We start from the raw sequence: 26947 nt of genomic DNA, 5'->3' as shown, positions 1-26947 counted from the left end.
GCAGGACGAAGGTGCTCGGGGGGCGGGGGTACCGGGGGTGCCGCTCACGCGTCGCGAAGAGTCAGGGCAGTGACAGACGACGCGTGAGCGGAGCTCTTCCGGTGGATACGGCGGATACGCCGCTCAGCCGACCCGTACCTCGTACGCCGTCACCGACACCGAGTCGTCGTCCAGGCAGCGCCCGGTCCCCAGGTCGAAGCGCTGCTTCAGCAGCGGCGAGGCGACGAACGGCCGGCCGGCCACAGAGCCGACCAGTCCGCGCGACAGCACCTGCGCGCCGCTGAACGGGTCGCGGTTGTCGATGGCGTAGGGCCGGCCCTCACGGTCGAGGAAGACGGCCACCTGACGGCCGTCCGGCAGCAGGGCCGCCACGCCCCGGCCCGGCGTCAGCCGGGACAGCGGGCACAGGGCCGCCCAGTCCTCACCCAGCCTGAGCTGGATCTGGACGTCCGTCGTGGCGGGGGCGAGGGTCGTCGCGGTCATCGGGCGGCACCTTCCAGGGTCTGGTCGAACGGTCGGATGGTCAGCAGGGGCAGGTCGGGCTTGACCTGGTCGCGCTCCGGCACGAACTTCACCGTCGGGTCCGGGACGTCGGGCGCGTTGACGAAGGACTGGAACCGCAGCAGCCGCTCGGGGTCGTTCAGCGTCTCGGCCCACTCGTCGCGGTAGCCCGCGACATGGTCGTCCATCATCGACTCCAGCTCCGCGCAGATGCCGAGCGAGTCGTTCACGACCACGTCCCGCACGTGCTCGAGACCGCCCTCGATGCGGTCCAGCCAGGTCGACGTCCGCTCCAGCCGGTCGGCGGTGCGGATGTAGAACATCAGGAACCGGTCGATGAGCCGGACCAGTTCGGCGTCGGAGAGGTCCTGGGCCAGCAGGTCCGCGTGGCGCGGCGTCGCGCCGCCGTTGCCTCCGACGTACAGGTTCCAGCCGTTCGCCGTCGCGATCACGCCGAAGTCCTTGGACTGGGCCTCCGCGCACTCGCGCTGGCAGCCGGAGACTCCCGACTTGAACTTGTGCGGCGCGCGCAGGCCCCGGTAGCGCAGCTCCAGATCGATCGCCATGCGGACCGAGTCCTGCACGCCGTAGCGGCACCAGGTCTGGCCCACACAGGACTTGACCGTGCGCAGCGCCTTTCCGTACGCGTGCCCGGACTCGAAGCCGGCGTCCACCAGGCGTGCCCAGATCTGCGGGAGCTGGTCGACGCGGGCGCCGAACATGTCGATCCGCTGACCGCCGGTGATCTTCGTGTAGAGACCGAAGTCGCGGGCCACCTCGCCGATGACGATCAGCTTCTCCGGGGTGATCTCACCGCCGGGGATGCGCGGCACGATCGAGTACGACCCGTTCTTCTGCATGTTGGCGAGGAAGTGGTCGTTGGTGTCCTGGAGGGCGGCCTGCTCGCCGTCCAGCACATAGCCGGAGGCGCCGATCGTCGGAGCGAGCGAGGCGATGATGGAGCCGACGGCCGGCTTGCAGATCTCGCAGCCGTCCTTGCCGCGCGCCGTCTCCCGGCCGTGCGCGTCCAGCAGCTGCTGGTACGACGTGATGCGCAGGGCGCGCACGATCTCGTACAGCTCCTGGCGGGTCTGCCCGAAGCAGCCGCACAGGCCCTTGTCGACCTCGACGCCCGACGCCTCCAGCTCGGCGTTGACGAGCTGGCCGAGCACCTTGACGCAGCTGCCGCAGCCGGTACCGGCCTTGGTGCACTTCTTGACCTCGGGGACCGTCGTGCACGAGTGCTCGGTGACCGCGCCGCGGATGGTGCCCTTGGTGACGTTGTGGCAGGAGCAGACGACGGCCTCGTCGGGCAGCGCCGAAGGGCCGAGCGCGACCGGCGCGCCGGCGCCGGCCGGCAGCACCAGCTGTTCGGGGGCCATCGGCGGCACCGAGCCGGTGAAGGCCCGCAGCGTGCCGTACGACTCGGCGTCACCGACGAGGATGCCGCCCAGCAGCTCGCCCTCGGGGCCGACGACCAGCTTCTTGTAGACGCCGGCGCGGGAGTCGGAGTACACGACGTCGAGGCAGCCGTCGGCCGCGCCGTGCGCGTCGCCGAACGAGGCCACGTCCACACCCAGCAGCTTCAGCTTGGTGGAGGTGTCCGCGCCGGTGAAGGTCTGCTCCTGGCCGTCCAGGGCCGCGGCCGCCGCCTCCGCCATCTCGTAGCCCGGCGCCACCAGCCCGTACACCCGGCCGTCCGACGCGAGCGCGCACTCGCCGATCGCGAAGACCGCCGGGTCCGACGTGCGGCACTGGTCGTCCACGACGATGCCGCCGCGCTCGCCGACCGCGAGGCCCGCGTCCCGGGCGAGCTGGTCCCGGGGGCGTACGCCCGCGGAGAAGACCACCAGGTCCGTCGCGAGCGTCGAACCGTCCGACAGCGCCATGCCGTTGACGGCGCCGCCCTCGTCGGCGGTGACCTCCTGGGTGCCGACGCCGGTGTGGACGGAGAGTCCCATGCCCTCGATGGTGCGCAGCAGCGCCGCGCCGCCGCCGTCGTCGACCTGCACGGGCATCAGCCGCGGCGCGAACTCCACGATGTGCGTCTCGAGGCCCAGCCCCTTCAGCGCACCGGCCGCCTCCAGGCCGAGCAGCCCGCCGCCGACGACCGCGCCCACGCGGGCCGTCTTCGCGTACTCCTCGATCTTGAGCAGGTCCTCGATGGTCCGGTAGACGAAGCAGCCCTCGGCGTCCTTGCCCGGCACCGGCGGCACGAACGGGTACGAGCCCGTCGCCAGCACCAGCGTGTCGTACGAAAGGGTCCGCCCGGCGCGCGAGGTGACCGTGCGCGCGGCGGTGTCGATGCGCTCCGCCGGGTCGTCCAGGTGCAGCTCGATACCGTGCCGCTCCATGAAGCCGTCCTCGACCATCGACAGGTCGTCGGGCGTGTTCCCGGAGAAGTACGAGGTCAGCCGCACCCGGTCGTAGGCGGGGCGCGGCTCCTCGCACAGCACGACGATCCGTGCCCGCTCGGTGACGCCACGCTCGGCCAGGGCCTCGAGGAAGCGCTGGCCGACCATTCCGTGGCCGACGACCACGATCGTGGGAGTGGTCGCGGAAGGGGACATCGCAGCCATGTCAGAGGCCTCCATCATTGGTGAGCAGGTGGAGCAGGGGGAGGGAGTCCGGCAGGGCCTCGTCGCCCTCCCAGGCCCGGGCGAGCGCGCCGACGGACGCGAGATCCCCGAGCAGTACGCCGCCGACGAGCCGGTCCCCGCGGACGACGACCTTGCGGTACGCGCCCCGGGTGGCGTCGGCGAGCTGGACGACGTCGTCCCCCGGTCGGGGGGTCGGGTCGCCGAACGCGGCCAGGTCGAGCGGGCTCGTCGCGGACGCCAGCGTGAGCCGGGTCAGCGCGCGGGTGCCGGAGTAGCGGCCGCCTCGGCCGCCGAGCACGGACGCGAGGAGGTCCGCCTGCTCCAGCGCCGGGCCGGCCAGACCCTGCACGACACCGTCGTGCTCGGCGCAGTCGCCGATGGCGTGGATGTACGGGTCGGAGGTGCGCAGTTCGTCGTCGACGACGACCCCCCGCCGCACCTCGAGCCCCGCGTCGACCGCGAGACCCACCCGGGGCCGTACGCCGCAGGCCAGCACCACGATCTCCGCGTCCAGCGCGAAGCCGTCCGCGAGGACCACCGCGCCGACCGCCCCCTCGGGGGTGGTCCGCAGCCCGCGCACCCGGCACTCGGTGTGCACCTCGACGCCGAGCAGCTCCAGATGCGCCCGGAGCAGGCCCGACGCGGACACGTCGAGCTGGCGCTCCATGAGGTGCTCGCCCTGCTGGGCCAGCAGCACCTTCGCGCCGCGGACCGCCAGCGCACGGGCCGCCGACACACCGAGCAGCCCCCCGCCGACCACCACCACCCGCGTCCCGGGGCGGACGGCGTCGGACAGGGCCGCGCAGTCGTCCAGGGTGCGGAAGGGGTGGACGCCGTCCGGGAGCCCGGGGCCGATGCCGCGGAGCGGCGGCAGCACCGGGTTCGAGCCGGTCGCGAGCACGAGGCGGTCGTAGCCGACGGCCGTGCCGTCCGCGCAGTGCACGACCCGCCGCTCGCGGTCGACCGACGTCGCCCGCACCCCGCGCCGCACCGGTACGTCCGGCAGCGCGATCACTTCCGGCCCGTACCTGCCCGCGAGCACCTCCGCGAGCAGCACCCGGTTGTACGGCGCGTGCGTCTCCTCGCCGAGGACCGTGACGCGAGCACCCGCGCCGAGCTGACGCGCCAGCCGCACGCCCGCCGTCCCGCCGCCGATCACCACGATCTCCGAAGTCATGCATGCAGCGTGCGTCGCGGGTGTTACCCGTCAGGTCCCCTTCTGTTTCCCACGGGGAACCTTGCGCTCAGCGGCCCCACTCCAGGACTGTGAGGCCCGGGCCGGGCCCTGTACCTGCCGCGCGGGGGCGGAGCCCCCGAACGGAACCTCAGGCCACGCTCAAGACTTCCGCGATCGATGGACGGCACACGTACCCCGTCCATAGGGTCACCACCGTGCCCGACATATCCCTCACCACTCTCCTCTTCCTCTGTCTCGCCGCCGCCGCGGCCGGCTGGATCGACGCCGTCGTCGGTGGCGGCGGGCTGCTGTTGCTGCCCGCGCTGCTGCTCGGGCTGCCGCAGGTCCCGGCCGCCCACATCCTCGGTACGAACAAGGCGGTCGCCATCGTCGGCACGTCGGGCGCCGCGATCACCTACGTACGCAAGGCCCCGGTGCAGGTGAAGACCGCCGTCCGCATCGGGCTCACCGCGCTCGCCGGCTCGATGGGCGGCGCCTTCTTCGCCGCGGGCATCAGCAGCGAGATGCTGCGCCCGGTGATCATGGTGGTGCTGCTGGGCGTCGCCGCGTTCGTGATGCTGCGCCCGTCGTTCGGCACGGCCCCCGCCGCGGACGCCGACAAGCGCCGTGTCACCCGGACCCGTACCGTCCTCGCGATCGTGCTCGTCGGCGGCGGCATCGGCTTCTACGACGGACTGTTCGGGCCGGGCACCGGCACGTTCCTGGTGCTGGCGCTCACCGCGGTGCTCCATCTGGACCTGGTGACGGCCTCCGCCACCGCCAAGATCGTGAACGTGTGCACCAACGCCGGCGCCCTCGCGATGTTCGCCTACCAGGGCACCGTGCTGTGGCAGCTGGGCGCGCTGATGGCCGTGTTCAATCTGGCCGGCGCGATGTTCGGGGCGCGCATGGCACTGCGGAAGGGCAGCGAGTTCGTCCGCGGCGTGCTGCTCGTCGTCGTCTTCTCGCTGGTCGCGAAGCTCGGCTTCGACCAGTGGACGGCGTGACCGCCGTCAGTACCGGTCGGCGGTCTCGGCGTACGCGGCGTTCGCCTGGGCGATGACCTCGGCCAGCACCCGGCCCGCGACGGCCAGGTCCTCGGCCGGGATCCCTCCGTACACCCGCGGGCCGAACTCCGCGGCGACGGCGGCCAGCCGGGCCTGCTCGGCGCGGCCGGTCCCGGTCAGCGCCACCCGCGGGCTCCGCTCCGGCAGCGGTTCCAGTGGTTCGAGCAGCTCGGTGGCGAGCAGCTCGGCCACGGTGTCCCGGGCCGTGGTTCCGTCGATCCTCAGGGTGGAGGTCAGCAGCTCGACGATCCGGTCCGTCTCGGCGGTGCCGCCCTCGGCGGCGGCCGCGTTCAGTGCCATCGACTGGTGGAAGGTGGTGCCGGTGCGGCTCAGTTCACGGTCGAGCAGGGCACGGACCGCGTAGTGGGCCCGCCCGATGAGCCGGCTGTCGAGCAGGATCGGTGTGGTGGACGACATGGTTACTCCTCGGGTGGCGTGGACGTGTCCTCGAAGGTGTCGGGCGGCGCGTCGAGAGGTGTTTCGAGCAGCACTCGCAGCTCCCGCGTCAGCGCCCGGGTGCGCGGTGCCTCGAGCCCGCCCAGCGGGGCCAGCAGCCGGTCGAGCAGCGTGTGGACCTCTGTGACGGCGCGGCGGGCCTTCTCCTCTCCGGCAGGGGTGAGCGAGAGCTGCACGGCCCGGGTGTCGGCGGGGTCGGGTGTGCGCCGCACGAGTCCCGACGACTCGAGCGCGCGGGCCAGCTTCGAGATGTAGAGCGGTTCGAGGCCCGTGTGGTCGGCGAGTTGCCGCTGGCTGGGCCGGTGCCCCGACTGCCCCACGCCGTGCAGGGAGGCGATCACGGCGTACTGCGCGTGCGTCAGCCCCAGGGGAGCGAGCGCGCGGTCGACCGCGACGCGCCACTTCGTCGAAAGACGCCAGACCAGGTAGCCGGGCGTGGGGCCCTCGGGTGCCGTGCTCATGCCGATACAGTACATGGACACTGTATCCATGGCTATGGTCTCAGTCCGTGCCGCCGCCCCGTACCCCGATCAGGTGCGCGTACGCCACGACGTTCCCCTGGTAGCCGGTCTCGTCCGAGAAGCCGCCGCCGCAGGTGATCACGCGCAGTTCGGCCCGGTCGCCCGCGCCGTACACCTTCCGGTCGGGGAAGGCGTCGGCCTCGTAGACCTCGATCGCGTCGATGGTGAAGACGGCGGTCCTGCCGTCCGCGCGGAGCACCTCGATGCGGTGGCCCTTCTTCAGGGCGCCGAGGCTGTAGAAGACGGACGGGCCGTGCGCGTTGTCGACGTGGCCGGCCACGATCGCGGTGCCCTTGGCGCCCGGAGTGGTGCCGTCCTCGTACCAGCCGGCCAGGTTGCGGTCGGCGGCGGGCGGGACCTCGAGGCTGCCCTTGGCGTCCAGGCCGAGGCCCGTGACGGGGGCGTCGACGTCGATCCGGGGGATGCGCAGCCGGACCGGTTCGGAGGGCGGCAGCGGGTCGGCCGCCGCGTCGGTGTGCTGGTCGGGACCGGCCGCGAAGGCCTGCGCGGCGGACGGGACCGGCGGGGTGACGTCACGGGCGCCGTTCTGGACCAGCCACAGCCCGACGCAGACGGCGACGGCCAGGCTCCACCCCTTGCTCCTGCGCCGGACGGTGTCCTGGGCGGTCATCGGTCCTCCAAGGTCGCGTCGAAGGTCGCGTCGTGCACACCGGCGGGACGCCGCCCGGCGTGCAAAGTCGCCCCGCTCCCGTCGGCTCGAGGCCTGACGGGAGCGGGGGATCCGGCGGTACGGGGACCGGCTGTGATACCGGTCCGTCAGCCACTCTGCGCGCCGCTCGCCCGGCGGCGCAGAAGGAGCGTCCCGCCCACAGCGGCCGCGGTCAGTACCGCCGCGCCCGCCGCGATCTGGGTGGTGTCGGGGCCCACGCTGCCGCCGACTCCGGTTCTGACGTGCCCGCTCGGCTGCTGGTGGTGCACCTCGAGGTCGCCGGTGGCTTCCTTGTCGTTCTTGCAGCGCACCTCGATGCCGTACGTTCCCGGCTTGGTGTCCTCGGGGACCGTGAAGTGGCCCACGACGGTCTCCTTGTGCGTGCCGGGCCGCAGCTTGAACTCGCCGGCGCCGACCGAACGGGCGTCGCCGACGGCGTGGCCGTCCTTGCCGCAGGCCGTGGTGTTCACGGTGACCTTCGTACCGGGGGTGGCGGGCGACGGGTACACCTCGAGCTCTCCGAAGTCTCCGGCGTACGCCCCGTGGGCGCCGAGTCCTATCGTGGCGATCGCCATCGCGGTGCCGGTCAACAGGCGGGCGGTGGTGCGCATGGGGTCCTCCGGAAGCGCGCTGTGCGGTGTCTCGTCTCCTTTGAGGTAAGAGGCCGGGCGTCCGGCACGCCTGCTGATGGCCCCTCAGATTCCCTCGTCCGAAGCGGCGTGTCGCCCTGGACAGATCGCGTACCCACAGGTCAAAGCCGCCAAGGCGAGGGCGGGAGTAGCCGCCGGGCACGCCGTGGCGAACGGGTGAGGCCCGCCCGTACGGCTCGTGGCGCGAAATCCCTGGACGCCGCTTGACCTCAGCCAAACTTGAGGTACCAAGCTCCTCCGCATGGACATCAACACGCCTGACCACACGTCCCCCCTGAAGCTCGCCGTCGTCATCGGCAGCAACCGCGACGGCCGCTTCGGGCCCACCGTCGCCGACTGGTTCCTCTCCCGTGCCGCGGCGCGCGAGGACTTCCAGGTCGAGGTCGTCGACCTCGCCGACGCCGAGCTGCCCACCGCGCTCTCCTACCATCCCTCGCCCGAGGTGCGCGCGGAGCTCGGCAAGGTCACCCCGAAGCTGGCCGGCGCCGACGCCTTCGTCGTGATCACCCCCGAGTACAACCACTCCTTCCCCGCCACCCTCAAGAGCCTCATCGACTGGCACTTCGGCGAATGGCAGGCCAAGCCCGTCGGCTTCGTCTCCTACGGCGGAATCTCCGGCGGACTGCGCGCGGTCGAGCAGCTGCGGCAGGTCTTCGCCGAGCTGCACGCCGTGACCGTCCGCGACACGGTCTCCTTCCACAACGCGGGCGCCCACTTCGACGACGCGGGCAACCACCGCGACCCCGCCGCCCCGGACGCCGCCGCCAAGACGATGCTCGACCAGCTCGGCTGGTGGGCCGAGGCGCTCAGGACCGCCAAGTCCGTCCGCCCGTACGCCGGCTGAGGCCGGCCCGACGCGAGGGACTGCCGGCCGCACGGACCGGTGCACGGTGGCGGCGGCCGGGGCGCGGTCCCCCGGTGCGTACGGTGGCGGGTGGGGCCGCGTTCACGGCCCCGCCCGTCCTGTGCGCGAGGCCGCGCGCCCGCGGAGGAGCCGACGACCGAGAAGGAGCCCGTGCCGTGGAACAGACCCCCGCCACGCCACCGCTGCTCGCCGTGATGACCACGACCGACAGCGCAGAGAAGGCACACCAACTGGCGCAGGGCGCCGTCGAGGCCCGGCTCGCGGCCTGCGCCCAGATCTCCGCGCCGGTGACCTCGGTCTACCACTGGCAGAACGCCATCGAGACCGCGGAGGAGTGGCAGGTGCTCTTCAAGACCACGCCCGCCTGCTACGACGCTCTCGAGGCCCATCTGACCGCGGCCCACGACTACGAGACACCGGAGATCATCGCCATGCCCGTGGTGCGCGGGAACGCGGCGTACGCAGGCTGGGTACGGGCAGAGACCGTGGCGCGATGAACAGGCGACAGGGGCTTCCGTTCTTCGTCTACGGCACGCTGCGTCCCGGGGAGCGCAACCACGACCTGTTCCTGCGCGGCCGGACCACCACGGAGCGGCCCGCCCTGCTCTGCAGCGCACGGCTCTACCGGGGCCCCGGCTTCCCGTACGCCGTCGACGACCCCGGCGGGCCGTGCACGGTCACCGGCGAGGCCGTGTGGGCGGCCCCGGAGGACTACGGACGGCTGCTCGGCGTCCTCGACCGGCTGGAGGAGTACACCGGCTCTCCGGGCCGCCCGGAGAACCTGTACGAGCGGACGGCCCGCACGGTCCTCCTCGACGACGGCACGGCCGTCACCGCCTGGGTGTACGTCGCCGCCGAGCGCGTGGCCCGCGAGCTGCGCGCCGCCGGCACCCCCGTGGACGGCGGCGACTGGCGCGGGACGGTCAGGCCCCGGCAGCCCGGTCCGCCGGCTCCAGCCGGACCGCGCACACCTTGAACTCGGGCATGCGGGAGGTCGGGTCGAGCGCCGGGTTCGTGACGGTGTTGACCCGGCCCTCGCCCGGCCAGTGGAACGGCATGAACACCGTGTCCGGCCTGATCCCGGTGGTGATCCGCGCCGGACCGGTCGCCCGCCCGCGCCGGGACACCACGGCGAGCGGCTCGCCCTCCGCGACGCCGATCCGCTCCGCCAGCTGCGGATGCAGCTCGACGAACGGGCCCGGCGCGGCGGCGTTCAGCTCGTCGACCCGCCTCGTCTGCGCGCCCGACTGGTAGTGGGCGACCACCCGCCCGGTCGTCAGCAGCACCGGGTACTCCGCGTCGGGCTCCTCCGCGGCGGGCCGGTGCCCGACCGGAACGAACCGGGCCAGCCCGTCGGCCGTGGCGAACCGGTCGAGGAACAGCCGCGGCGTCCCCGGGTGCGGGGCCCGCTCCTCCGGTTCTGCCGGGCACGGCCAGAACACGCCGTCCTCCTCCACGATCCGGCGGTAGGTGATGCCCGAGTAGTCCGCCGGGCCGCCCGCCGACGCCCGCCGCAGCTCCTCGAACACCTCCTCCGGATCGGCCGGGAAGCCCTTCTCGTGCCCCAGCAGCCCCGCCAGCGCGCCCAGTACCTCCAGGTCGCTGCGGACCCCGGCCGGCGCGTCGACCGCCTTGCGGCGCAGCAGCACCCGGCCCTCCAGGTTGGTCATCGTGCCCGTCTCCTCGGCCCACTGCGTCACCGGCAGCACCACGTCCGCGAGCGCCGCCGTCTCCGAGAGCACGACGTCCGCGACGGCCAGGAAGTCCAGCGACCTGATCCGCTCCTCGACATGCGCCGCGCGCGGCGCGGACACCACCGGGTTCGAGGCCATCAGCAGCAGCGCCTTCACGTCCCCGCCCAGCGCGTCCAGCAGCTCGTAGGCGCTGCGGCCCGGCCCGGGCAGCGACTCGGGAGCCACGCCCCACACCTCGGCGACATGCGCCCGCGCGGCCGGGTCGTCCAGCTTGCGGTAGCCGGGCAGCTGGTCGGCCTTCTGGCCGTGCTCACGGCCGCCCTGCCCGTTGCCCTGCCCGGTCAGACAGCCGTAGCCGGAGAACGGCTGGCCCGCCCGGCCCGTGGCCAGGCACAGGTTGATCCACGCGCTGACCGTGTCCGTGCCCTTGGAGTGCTGCTCGGGCCCGCGGGCCGTGAGCACCATCGCGGACGGCGCGTCACAGAACAGCCGTACCGCCTCGCGCAGCTCCGGCACCCCCACGCCCGTGATCCGCTCGACCAGCTCCGGCCAGTGCGCCATGGCGGCGGCCCGGGCGTCCGCCCAGCCGCTCGTACGGGCGGCGATGAACTCCTCGTCGGTGCGCCCCTGCGCCACCACCTCGTGCAGCAGGCCCAGGGCGAGCGCCAGATCGGTGCCCGGCCGGGGCGCCAGATGCAGGTCGGCCACCTCCGCCGTCTTCGTCCGCCGGGGGTCGACGACGATCAGTTTCCCGCCGTTCTCCTTCAGCTCGGTCAGATAGCGCAGCGCCGGCGGCATGGTCTCCGCCAGGTTCGAGCCGACGAGGATCACGCACCCGCTCTTCGGGATGTCCTCCAGCGGGAACGGCAGACCGCGGTCCACACCGAACGCCTTGGTGTGCGCTGCCGCCGCCGACGACATGCAGAAGCGGCCGTTGTAGTCGATCTGCGAGGTGCCGAGCACGACGCGGGCGAACTTCCCGAGGGTGTACGCCTTCTCGTTGGTCAGCCCGCCGCCGCCGAAGACGCCCACCGCGTCGGCGCCGTGCTGCTCCCGCGTACGCCGCAGCCCGTCGGCGATCGTACGCAGTGCCTCCTCCCAGGTGGCCGGCTCGAGCCGGCCTGTGGCGTGGCTTCTGATGAGCGGCCCGGTCAGGCGCACCCGGGAGGAGAGAACGGCGGGCGCGGTGCGGCCCTTGCCGCACAGGGCGCCCCGGTTGACGGGGAAGTCGGGGCGCTCCACCACCTCGACGGCCGTCCCGGCGTCCGCGCCGGACCGCGGGACGCCGCGCAGATTCATACCGCACTGCAGGGCGCAGTAGGGACAGTGGGTCGGGGTGGTCTCGTCGCGCATGACGCCCAGCGTGGAACATTCGTGTTACGAGGGCGGACGCGGCGCATTACAGACGAGGTACGCCGCGCTCAGGGAACGGCTCACGGCGGCGTGAGGTGCCGCCGTGAGCACGAGGGCGCGGTGGGACGCGGGAACCGTTCAGGCGCGGCGGCCGGTCATCGCCAGCAGCCGGGTCTGCGGGTCGTCGCCCGGCGGCGGCTCGATCGGCGGGGCGAACAGCCCGGACTTCGACAGCTCGGCGGCGTACGGGCCGACCTCGCCCAGCGTGAAGGCCACCAGCGCGTCCGGCAGCCGTTCCTCCGCGCCGATGGCACGCGACAGGTCCCAGGCGTGCACCACGGCGTCACTGATCATCTGCGAGCAGTAGGCCGTGACCGGCGTCTCCCCGTACGAGAGCTGGACCGTCCCCGACATGGCGCCCTCGTCGGAGAACGCCTTGCGGGCGGCGCGGGCGGCCGCGTCCCAGCTCCGCTTGGGGTGCTCGCCGAGGACGTCGCAGTCGTACGCGTCGCCGACGTCCTCGATCGTCGCGCCGTCGGTCACCAGGTCCGGCACCCACAGCTGCTCGGCGGTCAGATGGTTGACGAGATCGCGCACCGACCACTCGGTGCACGGCGTCGGACCGTCCCACTGCTCGTCGCGGACGGCGTGCACCCGGTCGGTGAACAGGGCCAGCGCCTCGGTGTGCCGGGACAGGAGTGTTGCCACGTCTGTGTTCATGGGACTCACTGTTCCGCGCCGGGGACCGCGATGCGAGCGCACCGGGCCGCGTGCCGCCCGGTCAGCGCACCGCCTGCGCGAGAGCCTCCCGAACACCCGGCTCGCGGTCCCCGAGGAAGCGCGGATCCGGCCGGAAGACGGCGTCCAGCGACGCCTTTCCCGCCGCGAACATCTCGCGTACCCCGCCGTAGTACCAGGTCGCGTCGTGCGGCTCCGCGACACCGACGCCGTACGACTCCACCCCGGCCGACCGGCACAGCGCGACGGCCCGGCGGATGTGGAAGCCCTGGCTCACCAGCAGCGCGCGCTCCACCCCGAAGATCTTCTTCGCCCGTACGCAGGAGTCCCAGGTGTCGAACCCGGCGTAGTCGCTGACGATCCGCTCGTCCGGCACGCCGCGCTCGGTCAGATACGTCCGCATGGCGTCCGGCTCGTCGTACTCCACCCGGCTGTTGTCCCCGGTGACCAGCACGACCTTGGCCTTGCCGGTCCGGTACAGCTCGGCGGCGGTGTCCAGCCGGTGCGCCAGATACGGGGAGGGCCGCCCCTCCCACAGGCCGGCGCCGAAGACGACGGCGACGTCCCGCGCGGGGGCGTCCGCGACCGTACGGACACGGCTGTCGGCGACGGCGTGCAGCCACGTCGCGGGCGCGAGCCCGAGCACGCACGCGAGCATGACGGCCTGCACGGTCCGCCGCCGCTTGGCGGTTCTTGTCACCCCGGTCGCTCTCACAGACGGTCAGACGCCCGGCGGCCGAAAAAGGTTCGCCCGGAGCGGCGCCGTTCGGCCAGCATCACCCCATGATCGACGACAGGGCGCGCACGGCCGCCCGCAACAACGCCGAATGGTGCGAGGCCATGTGCCGCGCGCACGGGCTCCCCGGTGACTTCGGCCCCCGAGCCTGGACCAACCCGCGCCGCACGCCGCTCCTCTACCCCGACGCGGTCACGCTGAGCGAGGCCGCTACGGCGGACGACGTGCTGGCTGCGGTCGACACCGCGGGCGGGGGCTGCTCGGTCAAGGACAGCTTCGCGTCGCTGGACCTGTCCGGGGCGGGCTTCGACGTCCTCTTCGAGGCCCGCTGGCTCCACCGGCCGACCGGCACCCCCGCGCCGGCCCCGCCGCCGGGCGTCGCGTGGGCGCCGCTCACCACCCCCGCGGAGCTGGCCGAATGGGCGACGGCCTGGGACGCGGACGAGGGCCTGTCTGCCCTCTTCCGCCCGGAACTCCTCGCCGACCCGTTCGTCACCTTCCTCGCCGGCCGGAGCGCCGACGACGGCCGCGTGGTCGCGGGCGCGGTGGTGAACGTGGGCGGCGGAGCGGCCGGCCTCTCCAACGTCTTCACCACGTCCGGCGACACGGACGCGGCGTGGGCGGGCTGCGTGTCGTCCGTCTCCCACCTGTGGCCGGACCTTCCGGCCGTCGGCTACGAGCAGGGCGCCGATCTGACGTCGGCGGTCCGGCACGGCTACGAGGAGGTGGGCGCGCTCCGGGTGTGGCTGGCGGGGTGACGTTGCCGGCCACGGGGATGCTGGGCCTGGGGGAGCGTGCCGGTCTTGCGGGGCGCTGCCCCGAGCCCGGCGCCTCAATCGCCGGCGGGGCTGGGTTGGCCGGTCTTGTCGGGGCGCTGCCCCGAGCCCCGCGCCTCAAACGCCGGCGAGGCTGGATGTGCCGGGTCCGGCGCCTCAATCGCCGGCGGGGCTGGAGTTGCCCCGTGGACGCTCCTGTTTCGCGCAGCGAGGTCAGGCGTGCCCAGCTCGGGCTGGGTTGCCGCGCAGCGGCATTTCCAGCCCGGCCCGGGGGTGCTCCCCCTACGCCTGGCGGCCGTGGGAGGTGTCCCTACCCACGGCGGCCAGGCCGTAGGGGGAGATCGAGGCCACCGCGCGAAGCGCGGTACCGGGCCCGGGCGGAGCCCGGCCCGCCGCCCGGAGGGCGGTGCGGGGTCCGGGGCCTGCCCCCCACGCGGCGGAGCCGTACATCCGGCACAGCGGGAAGGGGCGGGTAGGGGAACAGGCCCGCGCAGCGGCCCCCGCCTGCCCCGCCCTGGACGCGCCCACCCCGCACCGCCCCCGCCCCCCGCCGTGAGCCCCGCGCAAAGACCTGTCACCCTCACGCAACAACCCCGCAACCTGCGCCCGCCACCATCGATGCATGACGGAGCCGGAACACCTTCGTGAGTCCCCGCCCCCGCCGTTCGACAGCGCAGTCGACAGCGCCGCGCAGTTCGACACCACCGTCGGTCTGCTCACGCGTATCACCGCTCAGCTCGGCACCCAGCTGAGTCACGTCCGACTGAACGGAACCCGACCCGCATGGCATCCATCGCCGCCACCCGGCCCGCCCTCGTCGCCGTCGCACACGGCAGCCGCGACCCGCGTGCCGTGCGTACCGTCACCGCGCTCCTCGACCGGGTCCGTGAGCTGCGGCCCGGTCTCGACATCCGCCTCGGCCACATCGAGCTGAACGAGCCGCTGCTCGGCGACACGCTCGCCGCGCTGCCCGACGGCACGCCCGCCGTTCTCGTGCCGCTGCTGCTCAGCCGGGGTTACCACGTCCGGCACGACCTCCCGGAGGCCGCCGCCGCGCTGCCCGGCGCGGACATCCGGATCGCGCGCCCGCTCGGCCCGCACCCCCTGCTGGCGGAGGCGCTCGCGGACCGCCTCGCCGAGGCGGGCTGGCGCCCCGAGGACGGCGCGAGCGGCACCGCCGGTGTCGTCCTCGCGTCCGCCGGCTCCCGCGACCCCCGGTCCGCCGAGGACACCCGGCGGATGGCCGGGATGCTCGCGGAGCGGCTCGGTGGAGTGCCGGTCGTCGCCGCGTACGCCTCGGCTCTCGCGCCCACCGTCCCCGCGGCGGTCAAGGCGCTGGAGGCGCGCGGCCGGCACCGGATCGCGGTCGCCTCGTACTTCGCCGCGCCCGGCCTGTTCTCGACCCGCAGCGCCGCCGCCGCGCCCTGCGTCGCGGCGGAGCCGCTCGGCACCCACCCGGCTCTGGCCCGGCTGCTGCTGCACCGCTACGACGAGGCGCTGTGCCTCCAGGGCGCCGCGCGGGCGGCCCGGCGGCTGGAACTGTCCGCCGCGTAGTCGCCCGGTGTGGCCGGACTGTCGGCCCCTGCGGTTACCTTCGGTGCATGGACGGCACCACCAGCACCTCCGCCGAAGGCAAGGCCAACGGCACCGGCACAGCAACCGGCACAGCCACAGCGACCGGCATCGCTCCCGACGGCTACGACGACTCCGCCGCCGACCGCTGGGCCGCCGAGCCCGACAAGCGCCCCGGCCGCACCGCCTTCCAGCGCGACCGCGCCCGGGTGCTGCACTCCTCGGCGCTGCGCCGCCTCGCGGGCAAGACGCAGGTCGTCACCCCCGGCACCCGCAGCCACGCCTGGGACGCGAGCCCCCGCACCCGGCTGACGCACTCGCTGGAGTGCGCGCAGGTGGGCCGGGAGCTGGGCGCGGCGCTCGGCTGCGACCCGGATCTGGTGGAGGCGGCGTGCCTCGCGCACGACATGGGACACCCGCCCTTCGGCCACAACGGCGAGCAGGCGCTGAACGAGTTCGCCCGGGACTGCGGCGGTTTCGAGGGCAACGCCCAGTCGCTGAGGCTGCTGACCCGTATCGAGCCGAAGCGTTTCGTGCACTCCCCGGAGACGGGCGAGCCGGTCAGCGTCGGTCTGAACCTGACCCGGGCCACGCTCGACGCGGCCACCAAGTACCCCTGGCCGCGTGGCGGGCACCCCACCGAGCCTGGCTCGGGAAAGTTCGGGGTGTACGAGGACGACCTGCCGGTCTTCGAGTGGGCCCGGCACGGGGCCCCCGCGTACCGCAAGTGCCTCGAGGCCCAGGTGATGGACTGGTCCGACGACGTCGCGTACTCGGTGCACGACTTCGAGGACGGTCTGCACGCCGGCCACGTCGACCCCAACTGCCTGCTCTCCGACACCGAGCGCGCGGCGATCTGGTCCGTGGCCATCGGCCGTTACGTGCCGGACGACACCGATCCGCAGGAGCTGTCCGAGGCGCTCGACCGGCTCGTCGACCAGGAGTGGTGGCCGCACCACTACGACGGTTCCGCGGTCGCCCAGGCCCGCCTGAAGGACGCCACCAGCCAGCTCATCGGCCGGTTCGCGCTCGCCGCGGAGGCCGCCACCCGCCAGGCGTACGGGGAGGGCAGGCTCACCCGTTACGCGGCGGAGCTCGTCGTCCCGCGCGCCACGCGCAACGAGTGCGCGGTGCTGAAGGCCGTCGCGGACCGCTACGTGATGCAGCGCGCCGAGCAGGAGGCGCTCCGCGCCGACCAGCGCATCGTGCTCGCGGAGCTGGCGCAGGCGCTCACCGCCCGCGCGCCGGAGGCGCTCGAGCCGCAGTTCCGTGCCATGTTCGAGGCTGCGGCGGACGACCGGGCCCGCAAGCGGGTGATCGTCGACCAGATCGCGAACCTGACGGACGCGTCGGCCCGCACCCTGCACGCGCGCCTCACGAGACGCCGCTGAGGGCCGCCCGCCCGACGCGCCGGGCGCCACCGAATCCGGGACATCCGCCCCGCACCCGTCCCACAGCGGACGTTTCGTCCCTGTTTGACACGCCGGAGGGTCACTCCCTCTTCCGCCATAACGCTCCGTGCGGGACGCTCGCTGAAGGCTGCGCTGCGTAGAAGCAACGAGGAGGCATCACGTGGTCGACGCACATCGGACATTCGTCATCGTCGGCGGTGGGCTGGCGGGGGCCAAGGCCGCCGAGACCCTCCGTGCCGAAGGGTTCACCGGGCGAGTGATCCTCATCGGCGACGAACGCGACCACCCCTACGAACGTCCGCCCCTGTCCAAGGCGTATCTGACCGGCAAGGGCGAACGCGAGAGCGCCTTCGTCCACGAGCCCGGCTGGTACGCCCGGGCCGACATCGAGCTGCACCTTGGGCAGACGGTCGTGTCCATCGACCGCGAGAGCCGCTCGGTACGCCTCGGCGACGGCACCGTCCTCCACTACGACAAGCTGCTGCTGGCCACCGGCGCCGAGCCCCGCCGGCTGGACGTCCCGGGCACCGGCCTGGCCGGCGTCCACCATCTGCGCCGCCTCGCCCACGCCGACCGGCTGCGCCATGTGCTGGCCGCCCTCGGCCGCGACAACGGCCACCTGGTCATCGCCGGAGGCGGCTGGATCGGCCTCGAGGTCGCCGCCGCGGCCCGTGGCTACGGCGCGGAGGTGACCGTCATCGAGGCCGAGGCCACCCCGCTCCACCAGGCCATCGGCCCGGAACTCGGCCAGTTCTTCGCCGAGCTGCACCACGAACACGGCGTCCGCTTCCACTTCGGCGCACGGCTCACCGAGATCATCGGCCAGGACGGCATGGTGCTGGCGGCCCGCACAGACGACGGCGAGGAGCACCCCGCCCACGAGGTGCTGGCCGCGATCGGCGCCGCCCCGCGCACCGCCCTCGCCGACGCGGCGGGCCTCGACCTCGCCGGCCGGGAGCACGGCGGCGGGATCGCCGTGGACGAGAGCCTGCGCACCTCCGACCCGGACATCCACGCCGCCGGTGACGTCGCCTCCGTGCGCCACCCGCTGCTCGGCGTCCCGCTGCGCGTGGAGCACTGGGCCAACGCCCTGAACGGCGGTCCGGCCGCCGCCCGCGCCATGCTCGGTCAGGACGTCACGTACGACCGCGTCCCCTACTTCTTCTCCGACCAGTACGACCTGGGCATGGAGTACTCGGGCTGGGCCCCGCCCGGCTCGTACGACCAGGTGGTGCTCCGCGGCGACGTGGGCAAGCGGGAGTTCATCGCCTTCTGGCTGAAGGACCGCCGGGTGCTGGCCGGGATGAACGTCAATGTGTGGGACGTCACCGCGCCGATCCAGCAGCTCGTCCGGGCCCGGACGGAGGTGGATCCGCAGGCACTCGGCGATCCGACCGTGGCCCTCACCGACCTCGCCGGAACCGCGAACCTCACCGGCTGAGAAGGAGTGTCGCAGCGCCACCGTAGAATTCACGCGTGGCAGGCAGGATCAACGACGACGACGTGAAGGCGGTTCGGGACGCGGTCCCGATCGACGCCGTCGTTTCCGAGTATCTCCAGCTGCGCAACGCGGGCGGGGGAAACCTCAAGGGCCTGTGCCCGTTCCACGACGAGAAGTCTCCTTCCTTCCAGGTCAGCCCCAGCAAGGGGTTCTTCCACTGCTTCGGCTGCCAGGAAGGCGGCGACACGATCGCCTTCGTGATGAAGATCGACCACCTCTCGTTCTCCGAGACGGTCGAGCGCCTCGCCGCCCAGGCGGGCATCACCCTGCGCTACGAGGAGGGCGGGTACAACCCGAGCCACCAGCGCGGCGAGCGGATCAGGCTGGTCGAGGCCCACAAGGTCGCCGCCGAGTTCTACGTGGAGCAACTGGACGGCCCCGAGGCGGAGATCGGCCGGAAGTTCCTCGCGGAGCGCGGCTTCGACCAGGCCGCCGCCCAGCACTTCGGCGTGGGGTACAGCCCGGCCGGGTGGGACCATCTCACCCGCTATCTGCGCGGCAAGGGCTTCAGCGACAAGGAGCTGACCCTCTCCGGCCTCTCGCAGGAGGGCCGCCGCGGCCCCATCGACCGCTTCCGCGGCCGGCTGATGTGGCCCATCCGGGACATCACCGGCGAGGTCGTCGGCTTCGGCGCCCGCAAGCTCCGAGACGACGACAACGGCCCGAAGTACCTGAACACGCCGGAGACGGCGATCTACAAGAAGTCACAGGTGCTGTACGGGATCGACCTCGCCAAGAAGGAGATCGCCCGCACCAGCACGGCGGTCGTCGTCGAGGGCTACACCGACGTCATGGCCTGCCACCTCGCGGGCGTCACCACCGCCATCGCCACCTGCGGCACATCCTTCGGCGGCGACCACATCAAGATCCTCCGCCGGCTGCTGATGGACAACGCCACCGCCGAGGTGATCTTCACCTTCGACGGCGACGCTGCCGGCCAGAAGGCCGCGCTGCGCGCTTTCGAGGACGACCAGAAGTTCGCGGCGGAGACGTCGATCGCGATCACCCCGGGCGGTATGGACCCGTGCGAGCTGCGGCTCGCGGAGGGCGACGAGTCGGTGCGGAAGCTCGTCGAGACGCGTACACCCCTCTTCGAGTTCGCCATCCGGCAGATGGTGACTCGCCACAATCTGGAGACGCCCGCCGGCCGCGCCGCCGCTCTCGACGAGGCGGCCCCGATCGTCGCCGGCATCAAGAACATCGCCATCCAGCACGAGTCGGCCGTGCAGCTCGCCGGCATCCTCGGCATCCTCGACACCCAGTTCGTCGTCAAGCGCGTCGCCCAGCTCGCCCGTTGGGCCCGCGACCGGGGCTCCGACCGCGGGGGCCGTGGCGGCGGCCCCTCCAGGGCGCCGCACCAGGCGCCCGCCGCCTCCGCCCCGGCCGCGCCGTCGGGCCCGGCACTCAATCTGCGCAGCCCCGTCCACCGCACCGAGCGCGAACTGCTCAAGCTGGCCCTCCAGCACCCCGAGCTGGTCTCGCCGGCCTTCGACGCGTACGGCGTCGACGAGTTCACGGCCCCGCCGTACGCCGCGGTGCGCCGGACCATCGAGGAGGCGGGCGGCGCCGAGCAGGGCACCCGCGACCCCTCCGGCTATGTGGCCCGCGTCCGCGACGCCGCCCCCGACGACACGGTGCGCGCGCTGGTCACCGAGCTCGCCGTGGAATCGGTGCACGCCCGCACGGTCGACGAGGTGTACGCGGGCACACAGCTCGTCCAGGTCCGCCTGCGTGCCGTGGACCGCCGCATCCGCGAGGTCCAGGGCACGATGGCCCGCCTGGGCGCCGGCGGTGACCCGGAGCGGTACGCGGCGGTCGCGAACGAGCTGTGGGTGCTCCAGCAGTACGCGCAGTCCCTGCGCAATCAGGGCGCGGCGGCGCTGTAGCCCGGGTCAGCGGGCGAACGTCGGCGCCAGCGCGGCCAGCAGCCGCCGGGCGTACAGCTCCTCGTCGTCGGCGAACCGCGGGTAGTCCGCGGCGAAGTGGTGCCACTCCACATACCGGAGCGCGTCCTCCACGTCCGCGAACGTGACCTCCTCCCGCTGCGGGTACGGCCACTCGCCGGAGAGCCGGAACACCTCGTGGAGCAGCTCGTACCGCAGCGGATGGCGCTCCGCGAGCAGGGCGGCGTCGTAGAGGTCCTTGCCCTGGGTGTAGCAGTCGGTGAGCAGCCACTGGACCTTCCAGGCCAGCGAGAGCTCCGGGCCCGCCGCCCACAGCTCGGTGTCCGCGACCGCGACGGTGACCGGCTCGGCCGGCAACCGCTCGTTGAAGACGAAGTCGAGCTGGACCTGGCCGCCCGGCAGCCCGGGCGCCCGCCACGGCAGCACCATCCGCCGCCCCGGCACCCGGTCGTACGTCCAGATGTACTCGGACTCGGCGCCGCCCGCGTCGATCGCCGGCGGCCCGCCCCGCTCCTCGGCCACGCGCTGGGCCGCCGACGCGATCTCGTCCAGCATCGCGCCGGTGCGCTCCTCCTCGATGTTCCAGTCGGCGGGCACGACCACGAAGTCGAGGTCCTTCGGCTCACGCGCCTCCCGCCCGAACCAGACCGACATCAGCATGCTGCCGCGCAGCACCAGCGAATCGGCCCACCCCGACCGCGCGACGCCCGCCAGGACCGTCTCCAGCGCGGTACGCCGCGCCGCCTGCCAGGCCGCGGCATCGGGCACGTCGGCGTCCAGCGGCCGGAACGCCCGGTGGAAGTGCTTCAGCGCCGGGTCGAACACCTGGCGCCGGGCGCCCGCGTGGTCCATGCCCACCCGCAGCGTGCGCGGCAGCTGCGAGCCGCGCCGCCGCGTCTCCTCCACCGGCTCGGTGCGGTCCTCCGGCCCATCCGGTATCGGCCGTCTGCCGTTCCCCGTCACCGTTCCGCCCTCTCCTCGATCCAACCGTCGTCCACCGACAGATCGCTGTCGTACAGCACGAACTCCCGCTCCTCGCCGATGATTTCGTGGCCGGAGTCCTTCACCTCCGCGACGAGCGCGTCGCACGACCGTCCCGCCTGACGCGCCGACACCCCGCGGCACCGCTGCGTGACGAACCGCTCGTGCCGGCCTCCGGCCGCCACCCGGCGGGCGTTCCACGACAGATGCGCCCCGTGCCGTACGGCGAGCGCGGTCAGCGCCTCGTGGTCGAAGTCCTCGTCCAGCAGCAGCTTGAGATGGTGCTCGAAGTACCCGTCCCCGTCGGTCCTGACCTCCGGCGCCCACGGGACCGACTCGATCTTCACCCGCACCGGATCGAACCCGTCCGCCCGCAAAAGCGCCACCAGCGCCTGTGCGGCGGCCCGTTGCCCGGCGAGCCCGTCCCGGCCCCTCGACGTCAGCATCGGCTGCCGGACCATCCGCCCCCGGGCCAGCACGATCTGTGTCACCTTCAGCCCCGCGTCCCGTGCCCAGGCGTCCAGCCGGTCATGGCCGGCCTCGTCGGCGCAGCGCACCGTCACATGGGTCTCGTACTCACAGCTCTCACGCACCGGCAGAGTCTCCCAGACCCGTGCACGACGGACATCCGAGTAACCGCCCGGTCACGCACGGGTCTCAAAAAGTCGTCGCACGCCCCTCGTGGCAGTGATGTGTCGTACCCCACACTGGGGTGCGGTGCGTAGGGCCCCCCGACCGGCAGCGATCACCTGGAGGTCGCCCCGTGCAGACCCAGACCCTGTCCGAGACCCATACCGACGCCGTCGCCGCGGTCGTCGCGACCGCGGTCGAGCAGGTGCCCGCGCAGGGCCTGCCCGCAAGGCACCCCGAAGCCCTGCCGCCGAACCTGGTCGAGGAAGCCGTGGAGCCCGAACCTCCCGAGCCGCCGCGGCGCCCGGGGCGGTACACCGACAGCGGCCCGTCCTCCGACCTCTTCCGCCAGTATCTGCGGGAGATCGGCCGCATCCCCCTGCTCACCGCCGCGGAGGAGGTGGACCTCGCCCGGCGGGTCGAGGCGGGGCTCTTCGCGGAGGAGAAACTGGCGAGCACCGTCGACCCCGACTCGCAGCTCGCCGTCGACCTCGACCGCCTCGTGGTCATGGGCCGGATGGCCAAACGCCGCCTGATCGAGGCGAACCTGCGGCTCGTCGTGTCCGTCGCCAAGCGGTACGTGGGCCGCGGGCTGACCATGCTGGACCTGGTCCAGGAGGGGAACCTCGGCCTGATCAGAGCGGTCGAGAAGTTCGACTACGCCCGGGGCTACAAGTTCTCCACGTACGCGACATGGTGGATCCGCCAGGCCATGTCCCGCGCCCTCGCGGACCAGGCCCGCACCATCCGGGTGCCCGTGCACGTCGTCGAACTCATCAACCGGGTGGTACGGGTCCAGCGCCGCATGCTCCAGGAACGCGGCTACGAACCCACCCCGGAGGAGGTCGCGAGCCACCTCGAACTGACCCCGGAGCGGGTCAGCGAAGTCCTGCGGCTGGCCCAGGAACCGGTCTCCCTGCACGCCCCGGTGGGCGAGGAGGACGATGTCGCTCTCGGCGACCTCATCGAGGACGGCGACGCGGCGTCGCCCGTCGAGTCCGCTGCGTTCCTGCTGCTGCGCGAGCACCTGGACGCGGTGCTGTCCACGCTCGGCGAGCGCGAACGCAAGGTGGTCCAACTCCGCTACGGCCTCGACGACGGGCGCCCGCGCACCCTGGAGGAGATCGGCCGCCTCTTCGGCGTGACGCGCGAACGTATCCGCCAGATCGAGTCGAAGACCCTCAACAAACTCCGCGACCACGCTTTCGCGGACCAACTCCGCGGCTACCTGGACTGACCGGGGGGCGCTGCGGCCCCGGCCCGGGCGAAGCCCGAGCCCGCCGCCCGGAGGGCGGCACGGGGCCCGGGCCTGCCCCCCCACGCGGCGGAGCCGCACGTCCGGTACAGCCGGCGAAGGGGTGGGGAATCGGCCCCGCGCAGCGGCCGCGCCCGCCCGCGTTACTCCACCTCCACCACCGCCTGCGCGAACTGCGCCGAGTACAGCCGCGCATACGCGCCCCCCACCGCCAGCAACTCCTCATGCGTGCCCTGTTCGACGATCGCGCCGTCCTCCATCACCAGGATCACGTCCGCGTCCCGGACGGTGGAGAGCCGGTGCGCGATCACGAAGCTCGTGCGGCCGTGGGCCAGCCGCGCCATCGCCTTCTGGATCAGCACCTCCGTACGGGTGTCGACCGAGCTTGTCGCCTCGTCCAGCACCAGGATCACCGGGTCGGACAGGAACGCCCGCGCGATCGTGATCAGCTGCTTCTCGCCCGCGCTGACGCCCGCGCCCTCCTCGTCGATGACGGTGTCGTAGCCGTCGGGCAGGGTGCGGATGAAGCGGTCCGCGTGCGCGGCCCGCGCCGCCTCCTCGATCTCCTCGGGGGACACGTCCCGCGACGCCCCGTACGCGATGTTCTCCGCGATCGTGCCGCCGAACAGCCACGTGTCCTGCAGCACCATCCCGATGCCGGAGCGCAGGTCCTCCCGGGACGTCTTCGCGACATCGACCCCGTCGAGCGCGATCCGCCCGCCGGTCACCTCGTAGAACCGCATCAGCAGATTGACCAGCGTCGTCTTGCCCGCGCCGGTCGGGCCGACGATGGCGACCGTCTGGCCCGGTTCCACCGTCAGTGACAGGTCCTCGATGAGCGGCTTGTCCGGCTCGTACCGGAAGGAGACCCGCTCCAGCGACACCCGGCCCCGCGGCCGTCCGAGCCGCTTCGCGGACGGTGCGTCCGCCTCCTGCTCCTCCGCGTCGAGGAGCTCGAATATCCGCTCCGCGGAGGCGACACCCGACTGCACCAGGTTCGCCATCGAGGCCACCTGCGTCAGGGGCATCGAGAACTGCCGGGAGTACTGGATGAACGCCTGCACGTCACCGATCGACAGCGCACCGGACGCGACCCGCAGACCGCCGACGACCGCCACCAGCACATAGTTCAGGTTGGAGACGAAGAACATCAGCGGCTGCATCATGCCGCTGTTGAACTGCGCCTTGAACCCGGCCTCGTACAGCGCCTCGTTCTGCTCGGCGAACGCCTGCGCCGACTCCTCCTGGCGGCCGAAGACCTTCACCAGCGAGTGCCCCGTGTACATCTCCTCGATGTGCGCGTTGAGCGTGCCCGTCGACTTCCACTGCGCCACGAACTGCGGCTGCGACCGCTTGCCGACCTTGGCCGCCACGAACACCGACACCGGCACCGTCACCAGTGCGACGAGCGCCAGCAGCGGCGAGATCCAGAACATCATCGCCAGCACGCCGACGATGGTCAGCAGCGAGTTCATCATCTGACCCATCGTCTGCTGCAGGGTCTGCGAGATGTTGTCGATGTCGTTGGTGGCACGGCTCAGCACCTCGCCGCGCTTCGACTTGTCGAAGTACGACAGCGGCAGCCGCGACAGCTTCGCCTGCACCTCCTCGCGCATCCGGTACACGCTCCGGTTGATCACCTTGATCGACAGGCGTGTCGCCACCAGCATCGTCAGCCCCGCCGCCACGTACACGGCCAGCGCCAGCAGCAGGACGTCGCCCACGGCGTCGAAGTCGATGCCCCGGCCGGGGACGAAGTCCACACCGGCGAGCATGTCCGCCAGGCCGTCGCCGTCCCGCCGCATGCCCTCCACGGCCTGCTCCTTGGAGGTGCCGTCCGGCAGTTCCCGGCCGACGATCCCCGCGAAGACCAGGTCGGTCGCCCGGCCGAGGATCTTCGGGCCGACCACCGCGAAGGCCACGCTCAGCACAGAGGCGCCGAGCATCACCCACAGCGCCGCCCGCTCCGGCGTGAGCTGCCGCAGCAGCCGCTTGCCCGAGCCCTTGAAGTCCATCGACCGCTCGACGGGCCCCGTCATCATGCGTCCACCCGGCCCGCTCATGCGGCCTCAGCCTCCGTCAGCTGCGAGAGCACGATCTCCCGGTACGTCTCATTGCTCTGCATCAGTTCGTGGTGGCTGCCCGCCCCCACGATCCTTCCCTCGTCGAGGACCACGATCCGGTCCGCATCGCGGATGGTCGACACGCGCTGGGCGACGATGACCACGGTCGCCTCCGCGGTCTCCCGGGCCAGCGCCGCGCGCAGCGCGGCGTCCGTGGCGTAGTCGAGCGCGGAGAAGGAGTCGTCGAACAGGTAGATCTCCGGCCGCCGCACCAGGGTCCTCGCGATGGCGAGCCGCTGGCGCTGTCCGCCGGAGACGTTGGTGCCGCCCTGGGCGATGGGCGCGTTCAGCCCGCCCTCCAGTCCGCGCACGAAGTCGGCCGCCTGCGCCACTTCGAGCGCCTGCCACAGCTCGTCGTCGTCGGCATCGGGCTTCCCGTAGCGCAGATTGGTCGCCACGGTCCCGGAGAAGAGGTACGGCTTCTGCGGTACGAGGCTCACGGTCCTCGCCATCAGCGCCGGGTCCAGGTCGCGAACATCGACCCCGTCGACGAGGACCTCCCCGTTCGTCACGTCGAAGAGCCGGGGAACGAGGCCGAGCAGCGTCGACTTGCCGCTGCCCGTCGAGCCGATGATCGCGGTCGTCTCACCCGGGCGCGCCACCAGGTCGATACCGCGCAGCACCGGCTCCTCGGCGCCGGGGTAGCCGAAGTCGACGCCATGCATCTCGAGGTGCCCGCGGCTGCGCAGCGCCGTCACCGGAGCGAGCGGCGGCACCACGCTCGAGTCGGTGTCCAGCACCTCCTGGATGCGCTCGGCGCACACCTCGGCGCGCGGCACCATCATGAACATGAAGGTGGCCATCATCACGGCCATCACGATCTGCATCAGATACGCGAGGAACGCGGTGAGCGCGCCGATCTGTATGGCACCGCTGTCGATGCGGTGGGCGCCGAACCAGACGACGGCGACGGAGGAGACGTTGACCACCGTCATCACGGTCGGGAACATCAGCGCCATGAGCCGGCCGGTGGACATCGACACGTCGGTCAGCTCTTCGTTCGCCCCGCGGAAGCGCTTCTTCTCGTACTCGTCCCGGACGAAGGCGCGGATCACGCGGTTGCCGGTGATCTGTTCGCGCAGCACCCGGTTCACCGTGTCGAGCCGCTCCTGCATGGTGCGGAACAGCGGCCGCATTTTCCGCACGATCAGTGAGACGCAGATGCCGAGCACCGGCACGACCGCCAACAGCACCGCCGACAGCGGCACGTCCTGGCCGAGCGCCATGACGATGCCGCCGACGCACATGATCGGCGCCGACACCATCAGCGTGAACGCCATCAGCACCAGCATCTGGACCTGCTGGACGTCGTTGGTGGTGCGGGTGATGAGGGACGGCGCACCGAAGTGGCCGACCTCGCGGGCGGAGAAGCTCTGCACCCGGCCGAAGACGTCCGCCCGGACGTCGCGGCCGAGGGCGGCCGCCGTCCGCGCGCCGTAGAACACCGCTCCGATGTTGCAGAACACCTGGACGACGCTGACACCGATCATCACGCCGCCGAGGCCCAGGATGTAGCCCGTGTCGCCCTTCACGACACCGTTGTCGATGATGTCCGCGTTGAGGGTGGGCAGATAGAGGGTGGCGCTGGTCTGCAGCAGTTGCAGCGCCACCAGGAGGCCAATGGGTTTCTTGTACGGACTGAGGTAGCTCCGCAGCAGTCTTATCAGCACGCGCTGTCTCTCGGGCTCGGCAAGATCGGGGGTCACCCCATCTTCCGACACCCGGTCGGCAAACCCGAAGGGTTTTCCACAAGCAGCGGCGAAGA

At 72.5% G+C, this 26947-nt stretch carries 24 protein-coding genes; 10 read left to right on the top strand and 14 right to left on the bottom strand.

Annotation, left to right across the window (positions count from 1 at the left end):
- Window positions 1–123: 123 nt before the first annotated feature.
- Genes nirD through ACWD01_RS00455 form a run of 3 tightly spaced genes read right to left on the bottom strand, consistent with a single transcriptional unit; the run spans window position 124 to window position 4278 of the window.
- Window positions 124–483, bottom strand: coding sequence for a nitrite reductase small subunit NirD (gene nirD, locus ACWD01_RS00465; protein WP_356890031.1), 360 nt, complete (start codon window positions 481–483; stop codon window positions 124–126).
- Complete coding sequence (nirB, locus tag ACWD01_RS00460; RefSeq protein ID WP_451157323.1) at window positions 480–3095, bottom strand: nitrite reductase large subunit NirB; 2616 nt, start codon at window positions 3093–3095, stop codon at window positions 480–482. The genes nirD and nirB overlap by 4 nt, the downstream gene beginning before the upstream one ends.
- Window positions 3082–4278, bottom strand: a complete 1197-nt coding sequence (locus tag ACWD01_RS00455) for an NAD(P)/FAD-dependent oxidoreductase (RefSeq protein WP_451156550.1) — start codon at window positions 4276–4278, stop codon at window positions 3082–3084. Before ACWD01_RS00455 ends, nirB begins: the two co-directional genes overlap by 14 nt.
- 215 nt (window positions 4279–4493) lie before the next feature.
- On the opposite strand from ACWD01_RS00455, the gene ACWD01_RS00450 reads away from it, so the two are divergent.
- Window positions 4494–5285: a sulfite exporter TauE/SafE family protein gene (locus ACWD01_RS00450; RefSeq protein ID WP_451156548.1), complete on the top strand. Its 792-nt coding sequence runs from the start codon at window positions 4494–4496 to the stop codon at window positions 5283–5285.
- Window positions 5286–5291: 6 nt separating this feature from the next.
- Here ACWD01_RS00450 and ACWD01_RS00445 read toward each other — a convergent pair whose 3' ends face one another.
- From ACWD01_RS00445 to ACWD01_RS00430, 4 genes are all read right to left on the bottom strand, one after another.
- Entirely contained in the window at window positions 5292–5762 is a 471-nt protein-coding gene (locus ACWD01_RS00445) for a MarR family transcriptional regulator (protein ID WP_451156546.1), read from the bottom strand.
- A 2-nt stretch (window positions 5763–5764) separates the two neighbouring features.
- Window positions 5765–6262, bottom strand: a complete 498-nt coding sequence (locus ACWD01_RS00440; RefSeq protein ID WP_451156544.1) for a MarR family winged helix-turn-helix transcriptional regulator — start codon at window positions 6260–6262, stop codon at window positions 5765–5767.
- 40 nt (window positions 6263–6302) lie between these two features.
- Window positions 6303–6953, bottom strand: a complete 651-nt coding sequence (locus tag ACWD01_RS00435; protein ID WP_451156542.1) for a class F sortase — start codon at window positions 6951–6953, stop codon at window positions 6303–6305.
- 146 nt (window positions 6954–7099) lie between these two features.
- On the bottom strand, window positions 7100–7603 hold the full coding sequence (locus tag ACWD01_RS00430; protein WP_451156540.1) for a hypothetical protein: 504 nt from the start codon (window positions 7601–7603) through the stop codon (window positions 7100–7102).
- A 280-nt stretch (window positions 7604–7883) separates the two neighbouring features.
- On the opposite strand from ACWD01_RS00430, the gene ACWD01_RS00425 reads away from it, so the two are divergent.
- The 3 genes from ACWD01_RS00425 to ACWD01_RS00415 all read left to right on the top strand — a co-directional run bounded on the left by ACWD01_RS00425 (window position 7884) and on the right by ACWD01_RS00415 (window position 9483).
- Window positions 7884–8486 (top strand): NADPH-dependent FMN reductase, encoded by a 603-nt coding sequence (locus ACWD01_RS00425; RefSeq protein ID WP_451156538.1) that lies wholly within the window; start codon window positions 7884–7886, stop codon window positions 8484–8486.
- A 215-nt stretch (window positions 8487–8701) separates the two neighbouring features.
- Window positions 8702–9004, top strand: coding sequence for a divalent-cation tolerance protein CutA (gene cutA / locus ACWD01_RS00420; RefSeq protein ID WP_356890263.1), 303 nt, complete (start codon window positions 8702–8704; stop codon window positions 9002–9004).
- A complete protein-coding gene (locus ACWD01_RS00415) occupies window positions 9001–9483 on the top strand; it encodes a gamma-glutamylcyclotransferase family protein (protein ID WP_451156536.1) in 483 nt (160 codons plus the stop codon). The genes cutA and ACWD01_RS00415 overlap by 4 nt, the downstream gene beginning before the upstream one ends.
- Here ACWD01_RS00415 and ACWD01_RS00410 read toward each other — a convergent pair.
- The 3 genes from ACWD01_RS00410 to ACWD01_RS00400 form a co-directional block, all read right to left on the bottom strand.
- Window positions 9431–11554 carry a molybdopterin oxidoreductase family protein gene (locus ACWD01_RS00410; RefSeq protein ID WP_451156534.1) on the bottom strand — a complete coding sequence of 708 codons (2124 nt, stop codon included), beginning with the start codon at window positions 11552–11554 and terminating at the stop codon, window positions 9431–9433. The two genes, ACWD01_RS00415 and ACWD01_RS00410, sit on opposite strands and share 53 nt — an antisense overlap.
- 138 nt (window positions 11555–11692) lie before the next feature.
- Window positions 11693–12274 (bottom strand): TIGR03086 family metal-binding protein, encoded by a 582-nt coding sequence (locus ACWD01_RS00405; RefSeq protein ID WP_451156532.1) that lies wholly within the window; start codon window positions 12272–12274, stop codon window positions 11693–11695.
- Between the two features lie 61 nt (window positions 12275–12335).
- Window positions 12336–12950 carry a SanA/YdcF family protein gene (locus ACWD01_RS00400; RefSeq protein ID WP_451157320.1) on the bottom strand — a complete coding sequence of 205 codons (615 nt, stop codon included), beginning with the start codon at window positions 12948–12950 and terminating at the stop codon, window positions 12336–12338.
- A 125-nt stretch (window positions 12951–13075) separates the two neighbouring features.
- Here ACWD01_RS00400 and ACWD01_RS00395 point away from each other — a divergent pair, with 125 nt between their 5' ends.
- The 5 genes from ACWD01_RS00395 (at window position 13076) to dnaG (ending at window position 20175) form a co-directional block, all read left to right on the top strand.
- A complete protein-coding gene (locus ACWD01_RS00395; protein ID WP_451156530.1) occupies window positions 13076–13786 on the top strand; it encodes a hypothetical protein in 711 nt (236 codons plus the stop codon).
- Between the two features lie 801 nt (window positions 13787–14587).
- Entirely contained in the window at window positions 14588–15358 is a 771-nt protein-coding gene (locus ACWD01_RS00390; RefSeq protein WP_451156528.1) for a sirohydrochlorin chelatase, read from the top strand.
- Window positions 15359–15405: 47 nt separating this feature from the next.
- Complete coding sequence (locus ACWD01_RS00385) at window positions 15406–16767, top strand: deoxyguanosinetriphosphate triphosphohydrolase (RefSeq protein WP_451156526.1); 1362 nt, start codon at window positions 15406–15408, stop codon at window positions 16765–16767.
- Between the two features lie 181 nt (window positions 16768–16948).
- Window positions 16949–18229: an NAD(P)/FAD-dependent oxidoreductase gene (locus ACWD01_RS00380; protein WP_451156524.1), complete on the top strand. Its 1281-nt coding sequence runs from the start codon at window positions 16949–16951 to the stop codon at window positions 18227–18229.
- 35 nt (window positions 18230–18264) lie between these two features.
- Window positions 18265–20175, top strand: a complete 1911-nt coding sequence (gene dnaG, locus ACWD01_RS00375) for a DNA primase (RefSeq protein ID WP_451156522.1) — start codon at window positions 18265–18267, stop codon at window positions 20173–20175.
- Between the two features lie 6 nt (window positions 20176–20181).
- On the opposite strand, the gene ACWD01_RS00370 is transcribed toward dnaG, so the two are convergent.
- Both ACWD01_RS00370 and ACWD01_RS00365 read right to left on the bottom strand, forming a co-directional pair.
- Window positions 20182–21156 (bottom strand): nucleotidyl transferase AbiEii/AbiGii toxin family protein, encoded by a 975-nt coding sequence (locus tag ACWD01_RS00370; RefSeq protein WP_451156520.1) that lies wholly within the window; start codon window positions 21154–21156, stop codon window positions 20182–20184.
- On the bottom strand, window positions 21153–21767 hold the full coding sequence (locus tag ACWD01_RS00365; protein ID WP_451156518.1) for a hypothetical protein: 615 nt from the start codon (window positions 21765–21767) through the stop codon (window positions 21153–21155). Before ACWD01_RS00365 ends, ACWD01_RS00370 begins: the two co-directional genes overlap by 4 nt.
- A 170-nt stretch (window positions 21768–21937) precedes the next feature.
- Here ACWD01_RS00365 and ACWD01_RS00360 point away from each other — a divergent pair, with 170 nt between their 5' ends.
- The gene (locus ACWD01_RS00360) at window positions 21938–23041 is read left to right on the top strand and encodes an RNA polymerase sigma factor (protein WP_451156516.1); all 1104 of its coding nucleotides are present in this window, start codon (window positions 21938–21940) and stop codon (window positions 23039–23041) included.
- 161 nt (window positions 23042–23202) lie between these two features.
- Here the strand turns inward: ACWD01_RS00360 and ACWD01_RS00355 are convergent, their stop codons facing one another.
- Together ACWD01_RS00355 and ACWD01_RS00350 are read right to left on the bottom strand one after the other, a co-directional pair.
- Window positions 23203–25122 (bottom strand): ABC transporter ATP-binding protein, encoded by a 1920-nt coding sequence (locus tag ACWD01_RS00355; protein ID WP_451156514.1) that lies wholly within the window; start codon window positions 25120–25122, stop codon window positions 23203–23205.
- Window positions 25119–26852: an ABC transporter ATP-binding protein gene (locus tag ACWD01_RS00350; protein WP_451156512.1), complete on the bottom strand. Its 1734-nt coding sequence runs from the start codon at window positions 26850–26852 to the stop codon at window positions 25119–25121. The genes ACWD01_RS00355 and ACWD01_RS00350 overlap by 4 nt, the downstream gene beginning before the upstream one ends.
- Window positions 26853–26947 lie beyond the last annotated feature (95 nt).

This window comes from Streptomyces sp. NPDC002835 (genome assembly GCF_053591995.1).
This window is presented reverse-complemented; position numbering and strand designations above follow the sequence as displayed.

Coding starts and splice junctions, on each gene's coding strand:
- ACWD01_RS00355 (WP_451156514.1), bottom strand. CDS start 25,122: ATGAGCGGGCCGGGTGGACGCATGATGACGGGGCCCGTCGAGCGGTCG.
- ACWD01_RS00410 (WP_451156534.1), bottom strand. CDS start 11,554: ATGCGCGACGAGACCACCCCGACCCACTGTCCCTACTGCGCCCTGCAG.
- ACWD01_RS00445 (WP_451156546.1), bottom strand. CDS start 5,762: ATGTCGTCCACCACACCGATCCTGCTCGACAGCCGGCTCATCGGGCGG.
- ACWD01_RS00435 (WP_451156542.1), bottom strand. CDS start 6,953: ATGACCGCCCAGGACACCGTCCGGCGCAGGAGCAAGGGGTGGAGCCTG.
- cutA (WP_356890263.1), top strand. CDS start 8,702: ATGACCACGACCGACAGCGCAGAGAAGGCACACCAACTGGCGCAGGGC.
- ACWD01_RS00415 (WP_451156536.1), top strand. CDS start 9,001: ATGAACAGGCGACAGGGGCTTCCGTTCTTCGTCTACGGCACGCTGCGT.
- nirD (WP_356890031.1), bottom strand. CDS start 483: ATGACCGCGACGACCCTCGCCCCCGCCACGACGGACGTCCAGATCCAG.
- nirB (WP_451157323.1), bottom strand. CDS start 3,095: ATGGAGGCCTCTGACATGGCTGCGATGTCCCCTTCCGCGACCACTCCC.
- ACWD01_RS00395 (WP_451156530.1), top strand. CDS start 13,076: ATGATCGACGACAGGGCGCGCACGGCCGCCCGCAACAACGCCGAATGG.
- ACWD01_RS00425 (WP_451156538.1), top strand. CDS start 7,884: ATGGACATCAACACGCCTGACCACACGTCCCCCCTGAAGCTCGCCGTC.
- ACWD01_RS00455 (WP_451156550.1), bottom strand. CDS start 4,278: ATGACTTCGGAGATCGTGGTGATCGGCGGCGGGACGGCGGGCGTGCGG.
- ACWD01_RS00405 (WP_451156532.1), bottom strand. CDS start 12,274: ATGAACACAGACGTGGCAACACTCCTGTCCCGGCACACCGAGGCGCTG.
- ACWD01_RS00385 (WP_451156526.1), top strand. CDS start 15,406: ATGGACGGCACCACCAGCACCTCCGCCGAAGGCAAGGCCAACGGCACC.
- ACWD01_RS00400 (WP_451157320.1), bottom strand. CDS start 12,950: ATGCTCGCGTGCGTGCTCGGGCTCGCGCCCGCGACGTGGCTGCACGCC.
- ACWD01_RS00430 (WP_451156540.1), bottom strand. CDS start 7,603: ATGCGCACCACCGCCCGCCTGTTGACCGGCACCGCGATGGCGATCGCC.
- ACWD01_RS00440 (WP_451156544.1), bottom strand. CDS start 6,262: ATGAGCACGGCACCCGAGGGCCCCACGCCCGGCTACCTGGTCTGGCGT.
- ACWD01_RS00390 (WP_451156528.1), top strand. CDS start 14,588: ATGGCATCCATCGCCGCCACCCGGCCCGCCCTCGTCGCCGTCGCACAC.